Raw genomic sequence first — 16,722 nt, forward strand, 5'->3', positions numbered from 1 at the left:
CGACAACAATGAGTATACCTGTCCAAACACCGGCTTTAAAAATACTCTCTATCACAGAGCAGCTTGTCATTAATAAAAGCGTACTTGACATTAAGGAGAAAGGCACTATTTTTTTCATAATGGATCGTATTAATTATTCGTTTTCTATATAATAACGACAATTTAAACTGCAAATAGTTTTCAATATATCTTGCGAATAGCTGAGTCCCACGGTTTCTGTGTGCTTTGTAGAATATTCGATGGATCTAATTTGGTCAAGCCCTTCTTTCGAATCCTTATATCCTTAAACAAGAAAAGCTAATCTTGCGATTAGCTTTTCTCTTAGTGATCCCGCTGGGATTCGAACCCAGGACCCATACATTAAAAGTGTATTGCTCTACCAGCTGAGCTACGGAATCCTTTCTGTTTTTGAAAGTGATGCAAAGGTATAATTTCTTTCTATATGCTCCAAATTATTGGTTTTAAAATTTGGTTTATCGGCGGTAACTGTCTAATAAATAAAAAGATTATTTTTTGCTAGCCCCTCTTTTTTGCATGAATTATCCTATTTGCACCATTGATATCCTTGATAAGCTGAACATGATGAAAACCTTTTTTCTCTATGAGCTCCTTTGTTTCCGGTCCCAGATATTGATTAATCTCAAAATAAAGATCGCCATTAGGTACCAAATGTTTTAATGCAAATGAGGAAATTACATCATAAAAGATCAATGGTGCACTTTCTTCAATGAATAAAGCGAGCTCAGGTTCGTAAGCTAATACGTTCTGTTGCATGTACTGTTTTTCATTTGGCGTGATATAGGGGGGATTGGAAACGATAATATCGTATTGTTGGTCTGAAAAGACGTAATCCCATTCTAGAATATCCGCATTGATGAAATGAATGGTTTCCCCTAGTCGTTGCGCATTTTTTTTGGCGGTATTGATGGCTTCTTTGGAAATATCTACTGTGGTCACCTGGGCCTGATTTAGGTGCTTTGATAAAATAATAGGAATGCATCCCGAACCAGTTCCGATATCAATGACCTTTAATCCCGATAAGCTAGCGTGTTTTTTTATGATCAAATCAACAAGCTCCTCTGTTTCTTGTCTCGGTATCAGAACGGATTCATTCACTTCGAAAAATTCCCCATAGAAATCGGCCTTATTTAAAATATATTGAATAGGCCTATTTTTTTTGAGATCCTGAACAATGTTCAGCAAACGAATAGCATCCGTTTCAGATACTAAATCACCTTTTTTCAATTGATAAGCTATTCTTTTTATACCCAATAGTTCTTCCATAATAAGTAGAAATATAGATTTTATTTCTTCCTTGTCATAGATGGAATTTAATTCGTGTTGAAACGTTAATTCGAAATCTTGAAGTATTCTCATGCGTCAAAGGTACGATTTTCATAGATTTGCATTATGAATATGCACAGGCAATATATGCAACGCTGCTTGGATCTCGCTCAGCTAGGAGCAGGATCTGTCAGCCCAAACCCCATGGTGGGTGCAGTTATCGTTCATGACGACCAAATTATAGGCGAGGGGTATACTTCTCCTTACGGAGGTCCTCATGCTGAAGTTAACGCCGTAAGTCAGGTGTTGGACAGGTATGGAGATACTGCGAGGGAATTATTGGGTGCAAGTACATTTTATGTGAGCCTTGAGCCCTGCGCACATTATGGTAAAACACCTCCTTGTGCGAATATGATCGCTGATCTTAAACCGCTGAAGGTTTTTGTAGCTTGTTTGGATCCTTATGCAAAGGTCAATGGGAAAGGTGTTGAAATATTAAAAGAGGCTGGTATTGAAGTTGAAATTGGACTTTTAGAGAAAGAAGCGATCTGGCTCAACCGCCGTTTTTTTACACGAATTAGCCAACATCGCCCTTATGTTATTTTAAAATGGGCCCAATCTAAAGATGGCTTAATAGGTCAAGAGGATAAACAGGTTTGGATTAGTAACGCCGCTAGTCAACAATTGACTCATCGTTGGCGCGCAGAAGAGGATGCAATTTTAGTGGGAACAAATACTGTCCGGATTGACAATCCCAGTTTGACCGTTAGGCATTGGAAAGGTAAAAATCCAATCCGTGTGTTGATTGATCGAGATTTAGTCATTTCACCGGAGGCTAAGATTTTTGATGAAAAAGCTGATACCATTGTTTTTAATGCAAAAAAAACTGACTGGCAAGGCCATATTAAACATATTGAACTTGAAAACTATGGTCTATATTTACCACAAAGTATTCTTTATCAATTGTACCTGATGGATGTGCAATCTATTATCATTGAAGGCGGAGCGAAGACCTTACAAACATTTATTGATGCTGGTCTCTGGGATGAAGCACGGGTATTTCAATCTGAGACAGAATTGCATACTGGTGTACCTGCTCCAAAATTGAATGGCAGGATTCTTGAAAAGCAAATGATTTCCAATGATTTGCTTGTGGTTTATGTGAAATGATCCCGATAAATTGTATATTTAGGAAATTATAAACCTTTGATCTGCAGGATCTAATTTTTTAGAATACAATTATGGTGGTTACAGAAAACTTAATGCAGTTTATCTGGAAACTACGGCTATTCAATACAATAGGATTGCTATCTAGTGATGGAGAGCCGTTGACTGTGATAAACCTTGGTCAGCATAACCTGAACGCAGGACCAGATTTTTTAATGGCTCATGTTACACTTGGAGACAAGGAATGGCATGGAAATATTGAAGTCCATATTCGTTCGTCGGACTGGGATCGACACCAGCATCAGGAAGATGTTGCTTATAATAATGTCATACTTCATGTTGTTTGGATAAATGATAAAATCATACACCGCAGGGATGGAAGTGTTATTCCGACGATCTTGCTTTCGGAATATGTAGATCCACATTTACTCAATAAATATTCGACGATGATGAATGCGACAAATTGGATTCCTTGTCAATCGCAGCTTAGTTCTGTTGATTCGTTAAAGAAGACGATGTGGTTGGATGCCTTATCTTATGAGCGCTTGGAAATGAAAGTTCAGGTGATCTTTGATTTGTTGGATGATTATGAAAATGATTGGGAGAAGGTTTTCTGGATCTGGCTGTGTAGATGCATGGGGCTAAAGGTGAATGCTGAAGTATTTCAGGAGCTTGGAGAGAAGCTTCCATTGCCCTTATTACATAAATATCGTTCTGATATATTGAAGATCGAAGCGATTTTTTTTGGAACGGGTGGCTTTTTACTCAGTGAAGGAGATGATGAATATACTAATTTACTCTATGAAGAGTTTATTTATCAGCAGCGTGTTCATAAAATTGCGGTGGTAAACGGGGGATGGAAAAAGTTGAGAATGAGACCTTATAATTTTCCTGAACTTCGAATCGCGCAGTTGGTTACATTGTTTAGTCAGAAATCATTGAGTCTTTCAACGGTTTTAAGCTTGGAGAATGTGGAGGATGCAAGATCGTTGTTTGGTATAGAACCGTTAAATGAATACTGGAAGTGTCGTTTTTCATTAGGAGGAAATACGTCCAGTGAACATTCCGGGAAAATAGGAAAGGGTACCATCGATATTCTCCTTGTCAATGCGGTAGTGCTCTTTCTTTTTGCTTATGGGAAATACTATGGGATAGAGAAATATATCGACAAAGCTATCCACTTTATGGAGACGCTACCTGCTGAAAAAAATACGATCGTAAAACGGTTTGAAGAATTCGAATGGGCTGCCGAAAATGCCTCTCAGAGCCAGGCAATATTACAGTTGAAGAAATTATACTGCGACAAGAAGCAATGTCTTCATTGTAGGATTGGTGCCGAAATTTTGCGAAGCGGTTAATTTGCCAGTATTTCGGCGATTTCTTTATATCCTTTTTGCAAAGCGAGGTTTGCTGGTGTAAATCCCGCTAAGTTGACAATTTGGGTGTCTGCACCGAATTCCAATAAGGCTACAATGAAGTCGATATTTCCGTGTTGGGCAGCAAAATGTAGTGCAGTTTCACCTGTTGCTTGGACTGCATTAACATCAGCATCGGCTTCAATAAGCATTTTACCGATTTCCTCATTATTATTTGATGCAGCAATATGTAGGGGGGAAGCAAGCTGTTCGTTTCTAATGGCGACATTTGGGTTTACCTTCTTGGATAATAATAGACGGACGATATCAGCTTTGTTGAAATAGGTCGCTAGTGTCAACGGTGTAAAACCATGGGAAGACCATTCGTTGACAACAGATGGGGCTTGTTGGATAATTGCTTCCACGTATGCGGTTAATCCTGCAGCACAAGCCTCATGGATGGTCATCGACTTGGTGTGTTGTAAAAGTATCCGGATAATTTGTGGTTTGTTATAATAACATGCTAATAATAAGGGGGAAATGCCATGACTGGTAGTTTCTTGTAATAATTCAGGGTTTCCGATCAATAATAGATCGATGTCGTGACTTTTTCCTTCTTCAATATATTGTTCTAAAACAGAAAGATTCATTTTCAAATATAATTGCGTAACTCTTCTACTAAAATAGGTTTTATTAATGAAAATAACTGTTTGAATAGCGAATTTATTTCCTAGATCAGCCTGCTATAAATGGCAGAAAAATGGCCGGGGATATAAATTTTTAGAAGAATTGGGATGGGAATAGGATTGAAAAGGGCATTTTTTGAAAATTTATATACACAAATGTGTAGTAATTCATATAATATTTTTGAAAATTAAAAAGTAGATGTACTTTTGTTAAGCCCCTCCCAAGGGCATGTTTTTCATAGGTAGATGTAGGGTCGAGTGTTTCTCACTTCGACCCTTTTTTTATAGCTTTGTTTTATATTTAAAGGAAATGTCCAAAAGAAAAATTGTTGTTGCTATTACAGGAGCTAGCGGCTCTATATATGCGAAGTTGTTGCTGGAAAAACTGAATTCACTAAAATCTCAGCTAGCTGAGGTTGGTATCGTGATGTCTAATAATGCGAAGGATGTGTGGCGGGCCGAATTGGGCGACGAGAGCTATCAAGATGTGCCTTTCAAGTTCTACGATAAAAATGACTTTTTTGCACCATTTGCATCGGGTTCGGCGCGTTTTGACACCATGATTGTCTGTCCTTGTTCTATGGGAACCTTATCAAGAATTGCTTATGGAACTTCTTCAGATCTTACTACCCGTGCAGCGGATGTAATGTTAAAGGAAAGACGGAAGCTTATTTTGGTTACAAGGGAGACACCATTAAGTATTATCCATATTCAGAATATGAAGCTGGTTACGGAAGCTGGTGGAATTATTTGTCCTGCTTCTCCATCTTTCTATAGCCTTCCAAAAACTTTAGAGGAGTTGGCTGAGACAGTGGTCGATCGAATTTTAAGTTTAGCGGGATTTGATTTTAAACATTATCAGTGGGGAGAAAATTCATAATGAATGTTCACTGAAATCTATTTTTAGTGTTCTATAATAAAATTGTATTTTGTAACTTTGTTTCTCGAAATGAAGCAATCAAAAGCATCACGCGAAAAATCTATTTATAGCTATACAATTTATAGTGATAAATTCGTTTTTTGTTTATCATCATGGAACACGCTACATGCTTCAACAGACAATTTGTATCCTATTAATTTCAATCACATTCATATATGAAAAGCTTATTGATTACTTCTGTTAAAGTAATTTTGCCGGGTAACGAATATCATCAGCAGACTGTTGACGTATTTATCGAAAAAGGGAAGATTGCACAGATTGGAAACACCATCAAAGTAGCTGATAAAAACGTAGAGACAATCGATGGAACAGGTAAGGTTCTATCGCCTGGATTTTTCGATTTACACGCCAATTTCGGGGAACCGGGCTTGGAAACAAAAGAAGATATCCGAACAGGTACGGCTGCCGCCGCTGCTGGAGGTTTTACCGCTGTGGCAGTGATGCCTAATACTGAGCCCGCAATTCAAAGTCGGTCTGAGGTAGCGCTTGTCGTCAATGCGGCGAAAGGAAATATTGTCGATGTACATCCCATCGGTGCTATTAGCAAGAAGCGTGAAGGCAAAGAAATGGCTGAGCTTTACGATATGAAGCAAAATGGTGCAGTTGCATTCAGTGATGGGAATAAGAGTGTACAACAAGCTGGATTAATGAGTAGAGCTTTGTTGTATGCAAAAGGATTTGAAGGACTGATCTTTTCACATGCTGAAGATGAGTCTATGGCAGGGGGGAATAAAATGAATGAGGGCACAATGAGCACTTATTTGGGAATGAAAGGAATTCCTAATCTCGCGGAATCATTGATGGTTTCACGTGATCTATATCTAGCCGAATATACAGAAGCTCCAATCCATTTTGCATCGATCAGTACACCTGAAGCTGTAGATTTAATTAAAAAAGCGAAAGCGAAGGGCCTTCGGGTAACTTGTGATGTAGCCGCACATCAATTAGTATTTACGGATGAGGATATCGTTGGTTTTGATAGCAATTATAAAGTAAGCCCACCATTGAGGACCAAAGCCGATGCGAAAGCGTTGATAAAAGGTGTAAAGGATGGTGTAATAGATGCGGTGGTATCACAACATACTCCACAGGAAATCGAATATAAAAATGTGGAATTTCATATTGCTAAAAACGGTATTATCGGATTACAAACAGTATTGCCGTTGTTAGTTCGTGCCGGACTAAATGAGGAGCAGATTGTAAACAGTCTGGCTGTTAGACCAAGACAAATTCTTGGCTTAGCTATTCCGCAAATTAAAGAAGGTGCTATCGCGAATCTAGTTTTGTTTGACCTTGCGAAATCTTGGAATTTCGATGAAAAGACAAATAGATCCAAATCAAAAAATTCTCCACTATTCGGGCAGACTTTAAAGGGGGCTGTCGAATTGGTCATCAATAATAATCAAATCATTAAAAACGATTAAACCATGGAAGCAAATATAAAAGCTGCTGTAGAAGCGGGTGTTTTAAATTATGGAAAGGTTGATGGGATTTCCACCGCCCCAGAATTTCTAGAGAAACTGATCCAAGTATTCAATACAGATGCGACTTATCTGGAGAAATTGGAGTTGCTAGACCAGTCTTTTGACGACTATACTTTGTTTGATGAACTTCGTGAAGTCTATGTCGACTTATTATTGATGAATTTCTTTTCTAGCGATGTACTCAAGCTTGAGGATGACTACTTGGATTCTGAAGAATGGGAGGCTATTGAAGATGAAACGATAGACCGTGGAACGGAGTTACTGAATATTTTCCTTTATTTAGGTGAATGTAAAGATGACGAGATCGAGCCTGAACTGGATGATTTCTTAAAAGAGTTTTTACTGGTTGATGAAGATGAGTTTCAAGATGAACATGAAATTTATGAGGATATCATTGCTAACCAGATTTTGGTAGATAGTCCTTATGCTGAAATAGCAAAAGTAGCTAAGGGAGTTAATCCCCGAAGCGAAGTTTATGAATTGTTCTATCCGGTAATGAGTTTCTTTGGTGAATTGAATCCAAGCAATGAGCAATTTGAGGAGTATGCTGCTGCATCAAGCAACAAAGCATTTGATTTGGCGCTCTACAAAGTTCTTAGTACTTACTATAGTAAATAATTATGGCAGATTCAATCAACCCCAGTAATGCCGGATTCGATGCGGTAATCGACAAGAAGAAGAGTATCATCTATGGCGTCGTTTTAGGCGTGATTTCCTTTGTTCTTGGACTGATCGTTCTTTTTGTTGTTAAAGACCTGAATTCCTTCTGGGGAGTTATGTCTATGTCCTTTATTGTCAATACAGGTATTTTCGTTATTATTTCCGCACTATTTTCTTTTTCTCTTAGAAAAGCAAATGGTGGTTACTGGAGTTTTTCCATAGCGCTCAAATCCATCTTTATGATGTTGGCTATTTCGACGATTATTTCTACTATTGGTACGCAGGTGTATGTTAACTTTGTGAATCCGACTTTGCAGGAAAAAGTCGTCACGCACACCATTAATGTGACCATTGAATATATGGAAAAGAATAATGTACCTGATGAGGTCATAGATTCAAAAATTGCGGAGTTGGAAAAACAAGTTGATGCGATTGGAAAGATAACCTTGGGTCAAATCTTTAAGGGATTGGCTATCACGCTGTTATTTCAGTTTGTGTTTGCATTGTTGTTATCGGCACTCTCAAAAAGGGAAAAGCCAGCATTTGTGCAGCAAAGTAATTAGGTTTTATAAAATAAAATATAGTCTACAAGGTATTGCTGAGAAAAGTAATACCTTTGTTTGTATTAAAATAGTACATTTTTAGCATGATTAACATTCACATGGATATTTCTATTGTTGTTCCATTATTTAATGAAGAAGAATCTTTACCCGAATTGACCACTTGGATAGACCGTGTCATGGCGGCCAATCATTTCTCTTATGAAATCATTCTGGTTGATGATGGGAGTAAAGACAACTCTTGGAAGATCATTGAAGAATTGAAATTGCAAAATGGCAATATTTCGGCCATCAAATTCAGACGTAACTATGGAAAATCCGCTGCTTTAAATGTTGGGTTTGCAGCAGCTCAGGGCGATGTTGTGATCACCATGGACGCGGATTTACAGGATAGTCCGGATGAGATTCCGGAGTTGTATGACCGAATTATGAATAAAGGGGCTGATCTAGTTTCAGGATGGAAACAAAAACGTTATGATCCTCTCACAAAAACAATTCCGACCAAATTATTCAATGGCGTAACGAGGTCAATGTCGGGGATCCACAATTTACATGATTTTAATTGTGGCCTTAAGGCTTACAAAAAGGAAGTTGTCAAAAATATAGAGGTGTACGGTGAAATGCACCGTTATATTCCAGTCATTGCAAAATGGGCAGGATTTACGAATATTCAGGAGCAAATCGTTCAGCATTATCCACGTAAATATGGTACAACGAAATTTGGACCAGGACGCTTTGTTAAAGGATTTTTAGACCTGCTGTCTATATTTTTTGTTGGAAAATTCGCTAAGCGGCCAATGCATTTCTTTGGTGTCATGGGTGTTATGAGTTTCCTAGCCGGTTTATTTATTTCCGTCTATTTAATCTGTCACAAACTGATGAGTATCGCCAGTGGTACGCCATTTAGGGATATCACTGATCAACCATTATTTTTCTTTGCATTGACGGCGATTATTCTAGGGACCCAATTGTTTTTGACAGGATTTTTAGCTGAACTGGTTTCAAGAAGTAGTTCGGATCGAAATGATTATCAAATCGAAAAAGTCATTTAATCATTATGCGTATTGTGATTCTGGGATCTGCCTACCCTTTGAGGGGAGGGGGGATCGCTTCTTTCAACGAACGATTGGCGACCCATTTTCAAGAATTGGGGCATGAGGTTGATATTTACTCTTTTACATTACAGTATCCCAACTTTCTCTTTCCTGGTAAATCTCAATACTCAGATGAACCGGCTCCAGCTGGCCTGAATATACAGACGAAAGTTAATTCAATCAATCCGCTGAATTGGTTTAAAGTGGGCGGAGAACTAAGAAGGGAGAAATATGATTTACTTATCGTTCGCTTTTGGATGCCCTTTTTTGGACCTTGCTTAGGTACTATTCAACGACAGGTACGAAAAAATAAACATACCAAAATTGTCTGTATAGCAGATAATATCATTCCTCACGAGCAAAGATTTGGAGATAAGTTATTAATCCGTTATTTCTTGAAATCGGTTGATGCATGTGTCACCATGAGCAAAAGCGTATTGGCTGACTTAAAGACGTTGAGCCCGCAGATTCCAGCTGTCTATACACCACATCCTCTTTATGATAATTATGGTCTTCACTTGAGCAAACTCGATGCGCGTAAATTGCTCAATATTGAACAGCAAGATAAGGTTATTTTATTTTTTGGATTTATCCGACAATATAAAGGTTTGGATATGTTGCTAGAGGCCTTAGCCGATGTAAGGGTTCGAGATTTAAATATCAAATTATTATTGGCTGGAGAATTTTACGGAGATCCGGCACCGTATTTAGCACTTATCAAAAAACACCATTTGGAGGAGTCTATTTATATGCATACTGATTTTATCCCGAATCAGGAAGTTGGACGTTATTTTTCGGCAGCTGATTGTGTTGTTTTGCCCTATCGAAGTGCGACGCAAAGTGGTATTACTCAGGTTGCTTATCACTTTGATTTACCCATGATTGTCAGCAATGTAGGGGGCTTGCCAGAGCTGGTACAGGATGGTTATGTGGGGTATGTCGTGGAACCAAATGTTAATAGCATAGCGGAAGGAATTGTGTCTTTTTATCGCCATGATAAAGAAGCACAATTCAGAACAAATATCATTGACGAGAAGAAAAAATATAGCTGGGATACCTTTGGGAAAGAGCTTCTTAAATTGATTGATTGATTGATTGATTGATTGATTGATTGATTGATTGATTGATTGATTGATTGATTGATTGATTGATTGATTGATTGATTGATTGATTGAAATACATCTATTATAAGCTTTAGAAAAAAGAGAAATTCTAAAGACCTCTTAAATAGCTAATAAATGCGTATAGCTGAATTTATTTGTATATAAAAGCAAATTTATCTAAGTTTGGAATACTGAGGAAGAAATTAAAAAGAAGGAGAGATTTTGTTGCCGTTTACACAGAGCAGTTTAGCAAAGATAGAGGAGTTTTTTAAGGAACAGGGCTATAAAGTTAGGTATGAAAAGGGATCATTCCGTACAGGCGCCTGTATGTTACAGGCAACAAAGGTTGTGGTTGTGAATAAGTTTTCGAATCTGGAGATAAAAATCCAATCTTTATGGAATATTCTATTGGATGTAGAGATTGATTTGGAGTCCATTTCAGAAAAACTCTTTCCAATTTATGAAGAGGTATTGAAATCAAAAACAGCAGTTTGAGAATAACATTTTTAGGAACCGGAACATCACAGGGGGTACCCGTTATTGCGTGCCAATGTCAAGTTTGTCAATCTCAAGACAAACATGACAAGCGATTGCGTTCTTCCATTCTTGTTGAATATAATAATCATACTCTTGTCATAGATACGGGGCCTGACTTTCGATATCAGATGCTGCGGGAGAAGGTAATGCATCTGGATGCGGTGTTGATGACACATTCTCATAAAGACCATATTGCGGGCTTGGATGATGTTAGAGCATTTAATTATCAGCAGCATTCTTCTATCTCTATTTATGGAACGGAAGCGCTTCACGATGCTTTAAAACGAGAGTTCTATTACGCCTTTACGGAAGTTAAATATCCAGGTGCTCCTCGGTTGGACCTAGAAGAAATAAAAGCTGGTGAGCCATTGCTCTTGTTTGGGAAGGAGATCATGCCCATAGAAGTATTGCATTATAAAATGCCTGTGCTTGGATTTAGGATAGACGATTTTGCCTACATTACAGATGCCAAATTTATTACTGGTGAAACGAGACGGTTATTGGAGGGTGTAAAAATTCTGGTGGTCAACGCGCTGCAAAAAGAGTCCCATATTTCCCATTTGACCTTGCAGGAAGCCATTGAATTTGCACAAGATATTCAAGCGGAAAAAACCTATTTTACGCATATTGGGCACCGGATGGGATTACATGCTGAAGTCTCACAAGAACTACCTCCAAACATGTTCTTAGCTTATGATAGACTGCAGATCGATATCGATAATTCTATTTAATATAAAACTATAGTTCATTTCTCGTTGTTATACCTATACAAAACAGAATTAGGTATTAAAATATAAACAAATGGGAAACTTATTGTACATCATCGCCGTTATTTTAGTGATCATCTGGGCGATCAGCTTTTTTGGAGGATATGCAGGAGGTGGAAACATCATTCACATTCTATTGGTGATTGCAATTATCGTCGTGCTATTGCGTGTCATCCGCGGTAACGCTTAACCAATTCCGTATTATATCAGATTCAAATAAAATTGGGCAATTTGTAGGTCTTGTGGATAGGTGATTTTTATATTTTTGGAATCTCCTTCAACAATTGAAATGCGGTTGCCAATTTTTTCGACTACCGAGGCATCATCTGTGAATAAAGGATCCTCTTCTTGGCGATAAGCTTCTATAAGCAATTCTGCCTGAAATACTTGTGGGGTCTGTACTAACCAAACCTGATTTCGGTCGGTAGCATTATTTGATGTATTATTACCAAGTCGTACGGATTCGATACTTTTTTGCGCTAGAACAATTGCTTGGTATTTATAGGCGCCTTGGAATGCCTTACTAATTAATGAGGTGGAGACAATAGGACGGGCTCCATCGTGTACAGCAATATAATCTGCAGCTCCTACTTCAAAATTTTCTTGGATATATTCAATACCATTCTTTACACTTTCAAAGCGGGTTTTACCCCCAAAAGTCAAATGCACTGGCGTGCTATATTGCAGCTTTGAGCATAAATCTATCCAGAATTGTTCCATTTCTTTGCTGATTACCAAGATAATTTCCGAAATATCTGATGATTGGTGAAAATGGTCGATGGTATGCATAATTACCGGTAGACCGTTTAAATCAAGAAATTGCTTCGGTAAATCGCTATTCATACGACTCCCAGTTCCGGCGGCAACGATAATGACAAAATTCATGGACAGTGGTTGAAAGTTATTATTTAAAAAAACGTGGATAGTTTTTTGCTACCCACGTTTAGAGATTTTTTTATCTAAAGCTGATTAGATGATCAACATCGCATCGCCATAACTGTAGAATCTATATTTTTCTTTTACAGCAACCTCATAAGCATTCATCACATTTTCATAGCCTGCAAATGCAGCAATCATTACCAATAAAGTTGATTCCGGCGTATGGAAATTGGTAACCATTGAATTTGCAATGCTGAAATCGTAAGGAGGATAGATAAATTTACTTGTCCAATCTGAGGCAGCCTTCAAATGATGATCTGCAGAGACAGAGGATTCGATCGCACGCATAGACGTCGTTCCGACAGCACAAACGCGGCGTTTATTATCAATTGCCCTGTTTACTACTTTTGCAGCTTCATCCGTGATAATAAATTGCTCAGAATCCATTTTATGTTTCGTTAGATCTTCAACTTCCACTGTACGGAAAGTACCAAGGCCAACGTGTAATGTTACTTCAGCGAAATCGACACCTTTAAGTTCCAAACGTTTCATTAATTCACGAGAGAAGTGAAGACCAGCAGTCGGAGCTGCTACAGCACCTTCATTTTTGGCATATATAGTTTGGTAACGGAATTTATCTTCTGGAGTCGCTTTACGTTTGATGTATTTAGGAAGTGGTGTTTCACCTAATATCTCGATATTGCGACGGAATTCTTCATCAGTACCATCGAATAGGAATCTGATAGTACGTCCACGTGAAGTCGTATTGTCGACAACCTCAGCCACTAACAAGTCATCGTCACCGAAATACAATTTGTTACCGACACGGATTTTACGTGCTGGATCAACCAATACATCCCAAAGACGAAGTTCATTGTTCAATTCGCGTAACAAGAAAACTTCAATCGTAGCTCCAGTTTTTTCTTTATTACCGTATAGGCGTGCTGGAAAAACTTTTGTATTGTTTAAGATCATGACGTCTTTGTCGTCAAAATAGTCCAATACATCTTTGAAAATTTTGTGTTCAATTTTACCAGTATCCTTATGTAGGACCATCAAACGCGATTCGTCACGATTTTCAGAAGGTTCAGAAGCAAGCAATGATTCTGGTAAGTTGAATTTAAATTGAGATAACTTCATCTTTAATGATATATATTTTAATGTCTGCCTTTCAGTGCATTACAGTGCACCAAATACTAGGTTGCAAAAAGCATACAAAGTTATAACTTTTTTGGGTATCAAAAGGTCTTATTTCTAATTTATAGATATATTTTTATTGATTTTGACATTAAATCAAAACTATATTGTATTTTAGAATGCAATTATGTTATTCCTTAGATTGATATTGGAAAGTTGTCAGTTTGCGTTTTCTGCATTAAAGGACAATCGTACACGTACCATGCTTTCCTTGCTGGGCGTGACTATTGGTATTTTTACCATTATAGGTGTGTTTTCGGCGGTGGATACCCTACGAAATAACATTGAGGAATCTGTAAAAAAGATAGGAAGTAAGACACTTTACATAGAGAAATGGCCTTGGGATGGTGGCCCGAATTATCCTTGGTGGAAGTATTTGAACAGACCTGAACCTACGTACAATAATTATCAGGACTTAAGAAGCCGTATGACAACAGCGGAGTATATGGCTTATATGATCAATATCGGTAACACAACGATTAAGTATAAAAATAATTCTGCTCAAGGTTCATCGGTAAATGCCGCGACGTATGAAAACCTATATATTCAAAATTTGAATATTGTGGATGGGCGATATTTTGCGGAAAGTGAATCAAGAGGTGGTGCGCTGGTGACAGTATTAGGAGCCAATATCGCGGATGGGCTTTTTCCAAATGAGGAACCCGTGGGCAAGTATATTAATATGTTGGGGAGAAAAATTCAGGTTATCGGTGTCTTAAAAAAAGAGGGGAATGGTGTATTAATTAATACTTCTCCAGATGATACAGCTTTCATTCCATTTGAGTTGGCTAGAAATCTTGTCAATTATGATAATTTTTCTCCGAGTATAGCGATGGTCATCAAATCGAGTTATACATTGGGTGAAGCTGAAAGTGAAGCAAAAACATTGATGCGGTCGATCCGTCGTATTTCTCCGCAACGCGAGGAAAATTTCTCTATCAATCAGACGACAATGATTACAGGTGCATTAGATCAGCTTTTTGGTATCATTAATCTTGCTGGTTTTTCTATTGGTATTTTTTCAATTTTAGTTGGTGGTTTCGGTATCGCCAATATCATGTTTGTAAGTGTCAAGGAACGCACACACATTATCGGTATTCAAAAAGCATTAGGTGCTAAAAACTTCTTTATTTTATCGCAATTCCTTATTGAATCCATTGTACTGTGTTTACTGGGGGGTGGGATTGGCCTTGCGGTTGTCTATTTTCTTGCTTTTATTGTTCAACTTGCAACGGGGGTAGCAATTGTTGTCAGCGTAAAAATGGTTATTCTTACGGTATCACTTTCTACGTTCATTGGCCTGATATCAGGTATCGTACCTGCTTTGATGGCCTCTCGGTTAGATCCAGTCGAAGCTATTCGAAGTAAATAAACTTACTATGGTTAAAAAAGCTCAATTTTCGATATTGAAAGGATTTTGGCTTTTGCTTTTTGCTTACAGTTGTGTATTGATGGCAGAGATTACATGGCGATACCATAGTTTTTCATTGGATGCTAATTTCCTGATGATAAAGCAAACGGAAATTGAGTCGCTTTGGTGGTATAGATATGCTTTCTATTTACATGTCTGTACAGCAATACTCGCCTTACCTGCTGGTTTTACGCAATTTAATTCGGGGCTACTGAAGAAATATCCGCAATTGCATCGGAGGATCGGTTACGTTTATGTATTTAGTATTTTGGGCTTCGCTGCACCTTCAGGACTATTGATCGGATCTGTCGCTAATGGAGGCTTATTTGCGATTATTTCCTTTGAACTGCTTGCTCTGGGATGGTTCTATTTTACGTTTCAGGCCGTTCGTTTGGCCGTTCAGAAGAAATTTAATGTACACCAAGATTTTATGCTGCGTAGTTTTGCACTAACCTGTTCGGCCCTTACATTGCGTTTCTGGAAAGTGATTTTGGTTTATCTATTTCAACCGAATCCGATGGATCTGTATCAGATTATTGCCTGGCTGGGCTGGGTGCCTAATTTATTACTTATTGAGTTTATTATTTATCGAAAAAATCATAAATTAAGCAACGATTATGATCTATCCAGATCATAAATGGAGTAAATTCATTCGTTTAAAAAGACAAATTATGAAAGCTATGAAAAGGAATATCTATTTATTATTAGTGCTTTCCGCCATGATCGGCTGTAAAGATAGAACAAATAAGAAGGCTGTTGAGCCCAAAGCACAAGATTCCGTTTTGCTTGAACAGGAGGCCCATCAGGAGCTTTATGGTAATTGGGTAGGGAATTTTGTGATTGATGAAAATTCTCTTGAAGATGGGGAGGGGCTACCAAATACGGATTATAGTCCAAAGATAAACCTGACCATCAAAAAAATAACAGATAAAGGGAAAGTTTTTGGGCAAAATGTGGTCAAAGGAAATCTACGTTCGTTGACAGGGAAACTTGAGGGTGACGGGAATGCTATGCAACTATTGTTAGATGAGCCAGGTGATAAGAAATCAGATGGTCGTTTTGAAATAAAATTGAAGAATGATACGTTAATTGGGAGTTGGGTCGCTTACGACCAAGGGGTAAAGATTAAGAAAAGAAATTTCAAATTATTGAAAAAGCAGTTTGCCTATAATCCAAATCTGATGTTAGATAATCAAGATGAAGAATATGGAACTTTGGTTGATTGGATCAATGCGAAAAAGAAAGAAGCCATAGATCAAGATGGTGATTCGACTTATACCTATGTGATGGAATACTATCGGTCCGCATCTCCGGCTGTGTTCAGTATAAATGCTTCTAAGCAGAAATTGGCGGAGAAAGACTTGAAAAACCTGAAAAAATTAGATCTAGAGATTATTCGGAATACAATTTTTGCACGGCATGGTTATGCTTTTACGAAACCCTCCATTCGTCAGTTTTTCGATCCAGTAGATTGGTATGTGCCGGTTTCGAAAGATGTAAGTTCGGATCTGAGCTCGTTGGAGAAAGATAATATTGCGCTTCTTACAAGATTTGAGAAGTATGCGACAGACAATTACGATACCTTTGGAAGGTAATCT

The 16,722-nt window shown here is 37.9% G+C and carries 18 protein-coding genes and 1 tRNA gene; 14 read left to right on the forward strand and 5 right to left on the reverse strand.

Annotated features, from left to right (window positions below; all coding sequences use genetic code 11):
* Nucleotides 1-325: 325 nt before the first annotated feature.
* A tRNA-Lys gene (locus M2408_RS14140) sits at nucleotides 326-398 on the reverse strand.
* Nucleotides 399-516: 118 nt separating this feature from the next.
* On the reverse strand, nucleotides 517-1,377 hold the full coding sequence (gene prmC / locus M2408_RS14145) for a peptide chain release factor N(5)-glutamine methyltransferase (RefSeq protein WP_259182847.1): 861 nt from the start codon (nucleotides 1,375-1,377) through the stop codon (nucleotides 517-519).
* Nucleotides 1,378-1,410: 33 nt separating this feature from the next.
* On the opposite strand from prmC, the gene ribD reads away from it, so the two are divergent.
* Both ribD and M2408_RS14155 read left to right on the forward strand, forming a co-directional pair.
* Nucleotides 1,411-2,454, forward strand: a complete 1,044-nt coding sequence (ribD, locus tag M2408_RS14150) for a bifunctional diaminohydroxyphosphoribosylaminopyrimidine deaminase/5-amino-6-(5-phosphoribosylamino)uracil reductase RibD (RefSeq protein WP_259182849.1) — start codon at nucleotides 1,411-1,413, stop codon at nucleotides 2,452-2,454.
* A 71-nt stretch (nucleotides 2,455-2,525) separates the two neighbouring features.
* Entirely contained in the window at nucleotides 2,526-3,809 is a 1,284-nt protein-coding gene (locus M2408_RS14155) for a DUF2851 family protein (protein WP_120258395.1), read from the forward strand.
* Here the strand turns inward: M2408_RS14155 and M2408_RS14160 are convergent.
* Nucleotides 3,806-4,456, reverse strand: coding sequence for an ankyrin repeat domain-containing protein (locus tag M2408_RS14160; RefSeq protein ID WP_259182852.1), 651 nt, complete (start codon nucleotides 4,454-4,456; stop codon nucleotides 3,806-3,808). The genes M2408_RS14155 and M2408_RS14160 overlap by 4 nt on opposite strands.
* A 346-nt stretch (nucleotides 4,457-4,802) precedes the next feature.
* On the opposite strand from M2408_RS14160, the gene M2408_RS14165 reads away from it, so the two are divergent.
* The 9 genes from M2408_RS14165 (at nucleotide 4,803) to M2408_RS14205 (ending at nucleotide 11,827) form a co-directional block, all read left to right on the forward strand.
* Nucleotides 4,803-5,372 (forward strand): UbiX family flavin prenyltransferase, encoded by a 570-nt coding sequence (locus M2408_RS14165; protein ID WP_120258393.1) that lies wholly within the window; start codon nucleotides 4,803-4,805, stop codon nucleotides 5,370-5,372.
* A 215-nt stretch (nucleotides 5,373-5,587) separates the two neighbouring features.
* Nucleotides 5,588-6,856 (forward strand): dihydroorotase family protein, encoded by a 1,269-nt coding sequence (locus M2408_RS14170; RefSeq protein ID WP_259182856.1) that lies wholly within the window; start codon nucleotides 5,588-5,590, stop codon nucleotides 6,854-6,856.
* A gap of 3 nt (nucleotides 6,857-6,859) precedes the next feature.
* Nucleotides 6,860-7,534: a hypothetical protein gene (locus M2408_RS14175; protein ID WP_259182858.1), complete on the forward strand. Its 675-nt coding sequence runs from the start codon at nucleotides 6,860-6,862 to the stop codon at nucleotides 7,532-7,534.
* Nucleotides 7,535-7,536: 2 nt separating this feature from the next.
* Nucleotides 7,537-8,139, forward strand: coding sequence for a DUF4199 domain-containing protein (locus tag M2408_RS14180; protein ID WP_259182861.1), 603 nt, complete (start codon nucleotides 7,537-7,539; stop codon nucleotides 8,137-8,139).
* Between the two features lie 98 nt (nucleotides 8,140-8,237).
* Nucleotides 8,238-9,188: a glycosyltransferase family 2 protein gene (locus M2408_RS14185; protein ID WP_259182986.1), complete on the forward strand. Its 951-nt coding sequence runs from the start codon at nucleotides 8,238-8,240 to the stop codon at nucleotides 9,186-9,188.
* 5 nt (nucleotides 9,189-9,193) lie between these two features.
* Nucleotides 9,194-10,321, forward strand: coding sequence for a glycosyltransferase (locus M2408_RS14190; protein ID WP_259182863.1), 1,128 nt, complete (start codon nucleotides 9,194-9,196; stop codon nucleotides 10,319-10,321).
* A 234-nt stretch (nucleotides 10,322-10,555) separates the two neighbouring features.
* Nucleotides 10,556-10,828, forward strand: coding sequence for a hypothetical protein (locus M2408_RS14195; RefSeq protein ID WP_120258387.1), 273 nt, complete (start codon nucleotides 10,556-10,558; stop codon nucleotides 10,826-10,828).
* On the forward strand, nucleotides 10,825-11,601 hold the full coding sequence (locus M2408_RS14200; protein ID WP_259182865.1) for an MBL fold metallo-hydrolase: 777 nt from the start codon (nucleotides 10,825-10,827) through the stop codon (nucleotides 11,599-11,601). Before M2408_RS14195 ends, M2408_RS14200 begins: the two co-directional genes overlap by 4 nt.
* A gap of 70 nt (nucleotides 11,602-11,671) precedes the next feature.
* Nucleotides 11,672-11,827, forward strand: a complete 156-nt coding sequence (locus M2408_RS14205) for a lmo0937 family membrane protein (protein WP_120258385.1) — start codon at nucleotides 11,672-11,674, stop codon at nucleotides 11,825-11,827.
* A gap of 11 nt (nucleotides 11,828-11,838) precedes the next feature.
* On the opposite strand, the gene M2408_RS14210 is transcribed toward M2408_RS14205, so the two are convergent.
* Both M2408_RS14210 and queA read right to left on the reverse strand, forming a co-directional pair.
* Nucleotides 11,839-12,522, reverse strand: a complete 684-nt coding sequence (locus M2408_RS14210) for a 2-C-methyl-D-erythritol 4-phosphate cytidylyltransferase (RefSeq protein ID WP_259182869.1) — start codon at nucleotides 12,520-12,522, stop codon at nucleotides 11,839-11,841.
* Nucleotides 12,523-12,606: 84 nt separating this feature from the next.
* Nucleotides 12,607-13,656 carry a tRNA preQ1(34) S-adenosylmethionine ribosyltransferase-isomerase QueA gene (gene queA, locus M2408_RS14215; protein WP_120258383.1) on the reverse strand — a complete coding sequence of 350 codons (1,050 nt, stop codon included), beginning with the start codon at nucleotides 13,654-13,656 and terminating at the stop codon, nucleotides 12,607-12,609.
* A 184-nt stretch (nucleotides 13,657-13,840) separates the two neighbouring features.
* On the opposite strand from queA, the gene M2408_RS14220 reads away from it, so the two are divergent.
* From M2408_RS14220 to M2408_RS14230, 3 genes are all read left to right on the forward strand, one after another.
* Nucleotides 13,841-15,085 carry an ABC transporter permease gene (locus M2408_RS14220; RefSeq protein WP_259182872.1) on the forward strand — a complete coding sequence of 415 codons (1,245 nt, stop codon included), beginning with the start codon at nucleotides 13,841-13,843 and terminating at the stop codon, nucleotides 15,083-15,085.
* 79 nt (nucleotides 15,086-15,164) lie between these two features.
* Nucleotides 15,165-15,761, forward strand: coding sequence for a DUF2306 domain-containing protein (locus M2408_RS14225; protein ID WP_259182873.1), 597 nt, complete (start codon nucleotides 15,165-15,167; stop codon nucleotides 15,759-15,761).
* 34 nt (nucleotides 15,762-15,795) lie between these two features.
* On the forward strand, nucleotides 15,796-16,719 hold the full coding sequence (locus M2408_RS14230; RefSeq protein ID WP_259182875.1) for a YARHG domain-containing protein: 924 nt from the start codon (nucleotides 15,796-15,798) through the stop codon (nucleotides 16,717-16,719).
* Nucleotides 16,720-16,722 lie beyond the last annotated feature (3 nt).

The organism is Sphingobacterium sp. BIGb0165 (genome assembly GCF_024810095.1).
GTDB lineage: Bacteria > Bacteroidota > Bacteroidia > Sphingobacteriales > Sphingobacteriaceae > Sphingobacterium > Sphingobacterium detergens.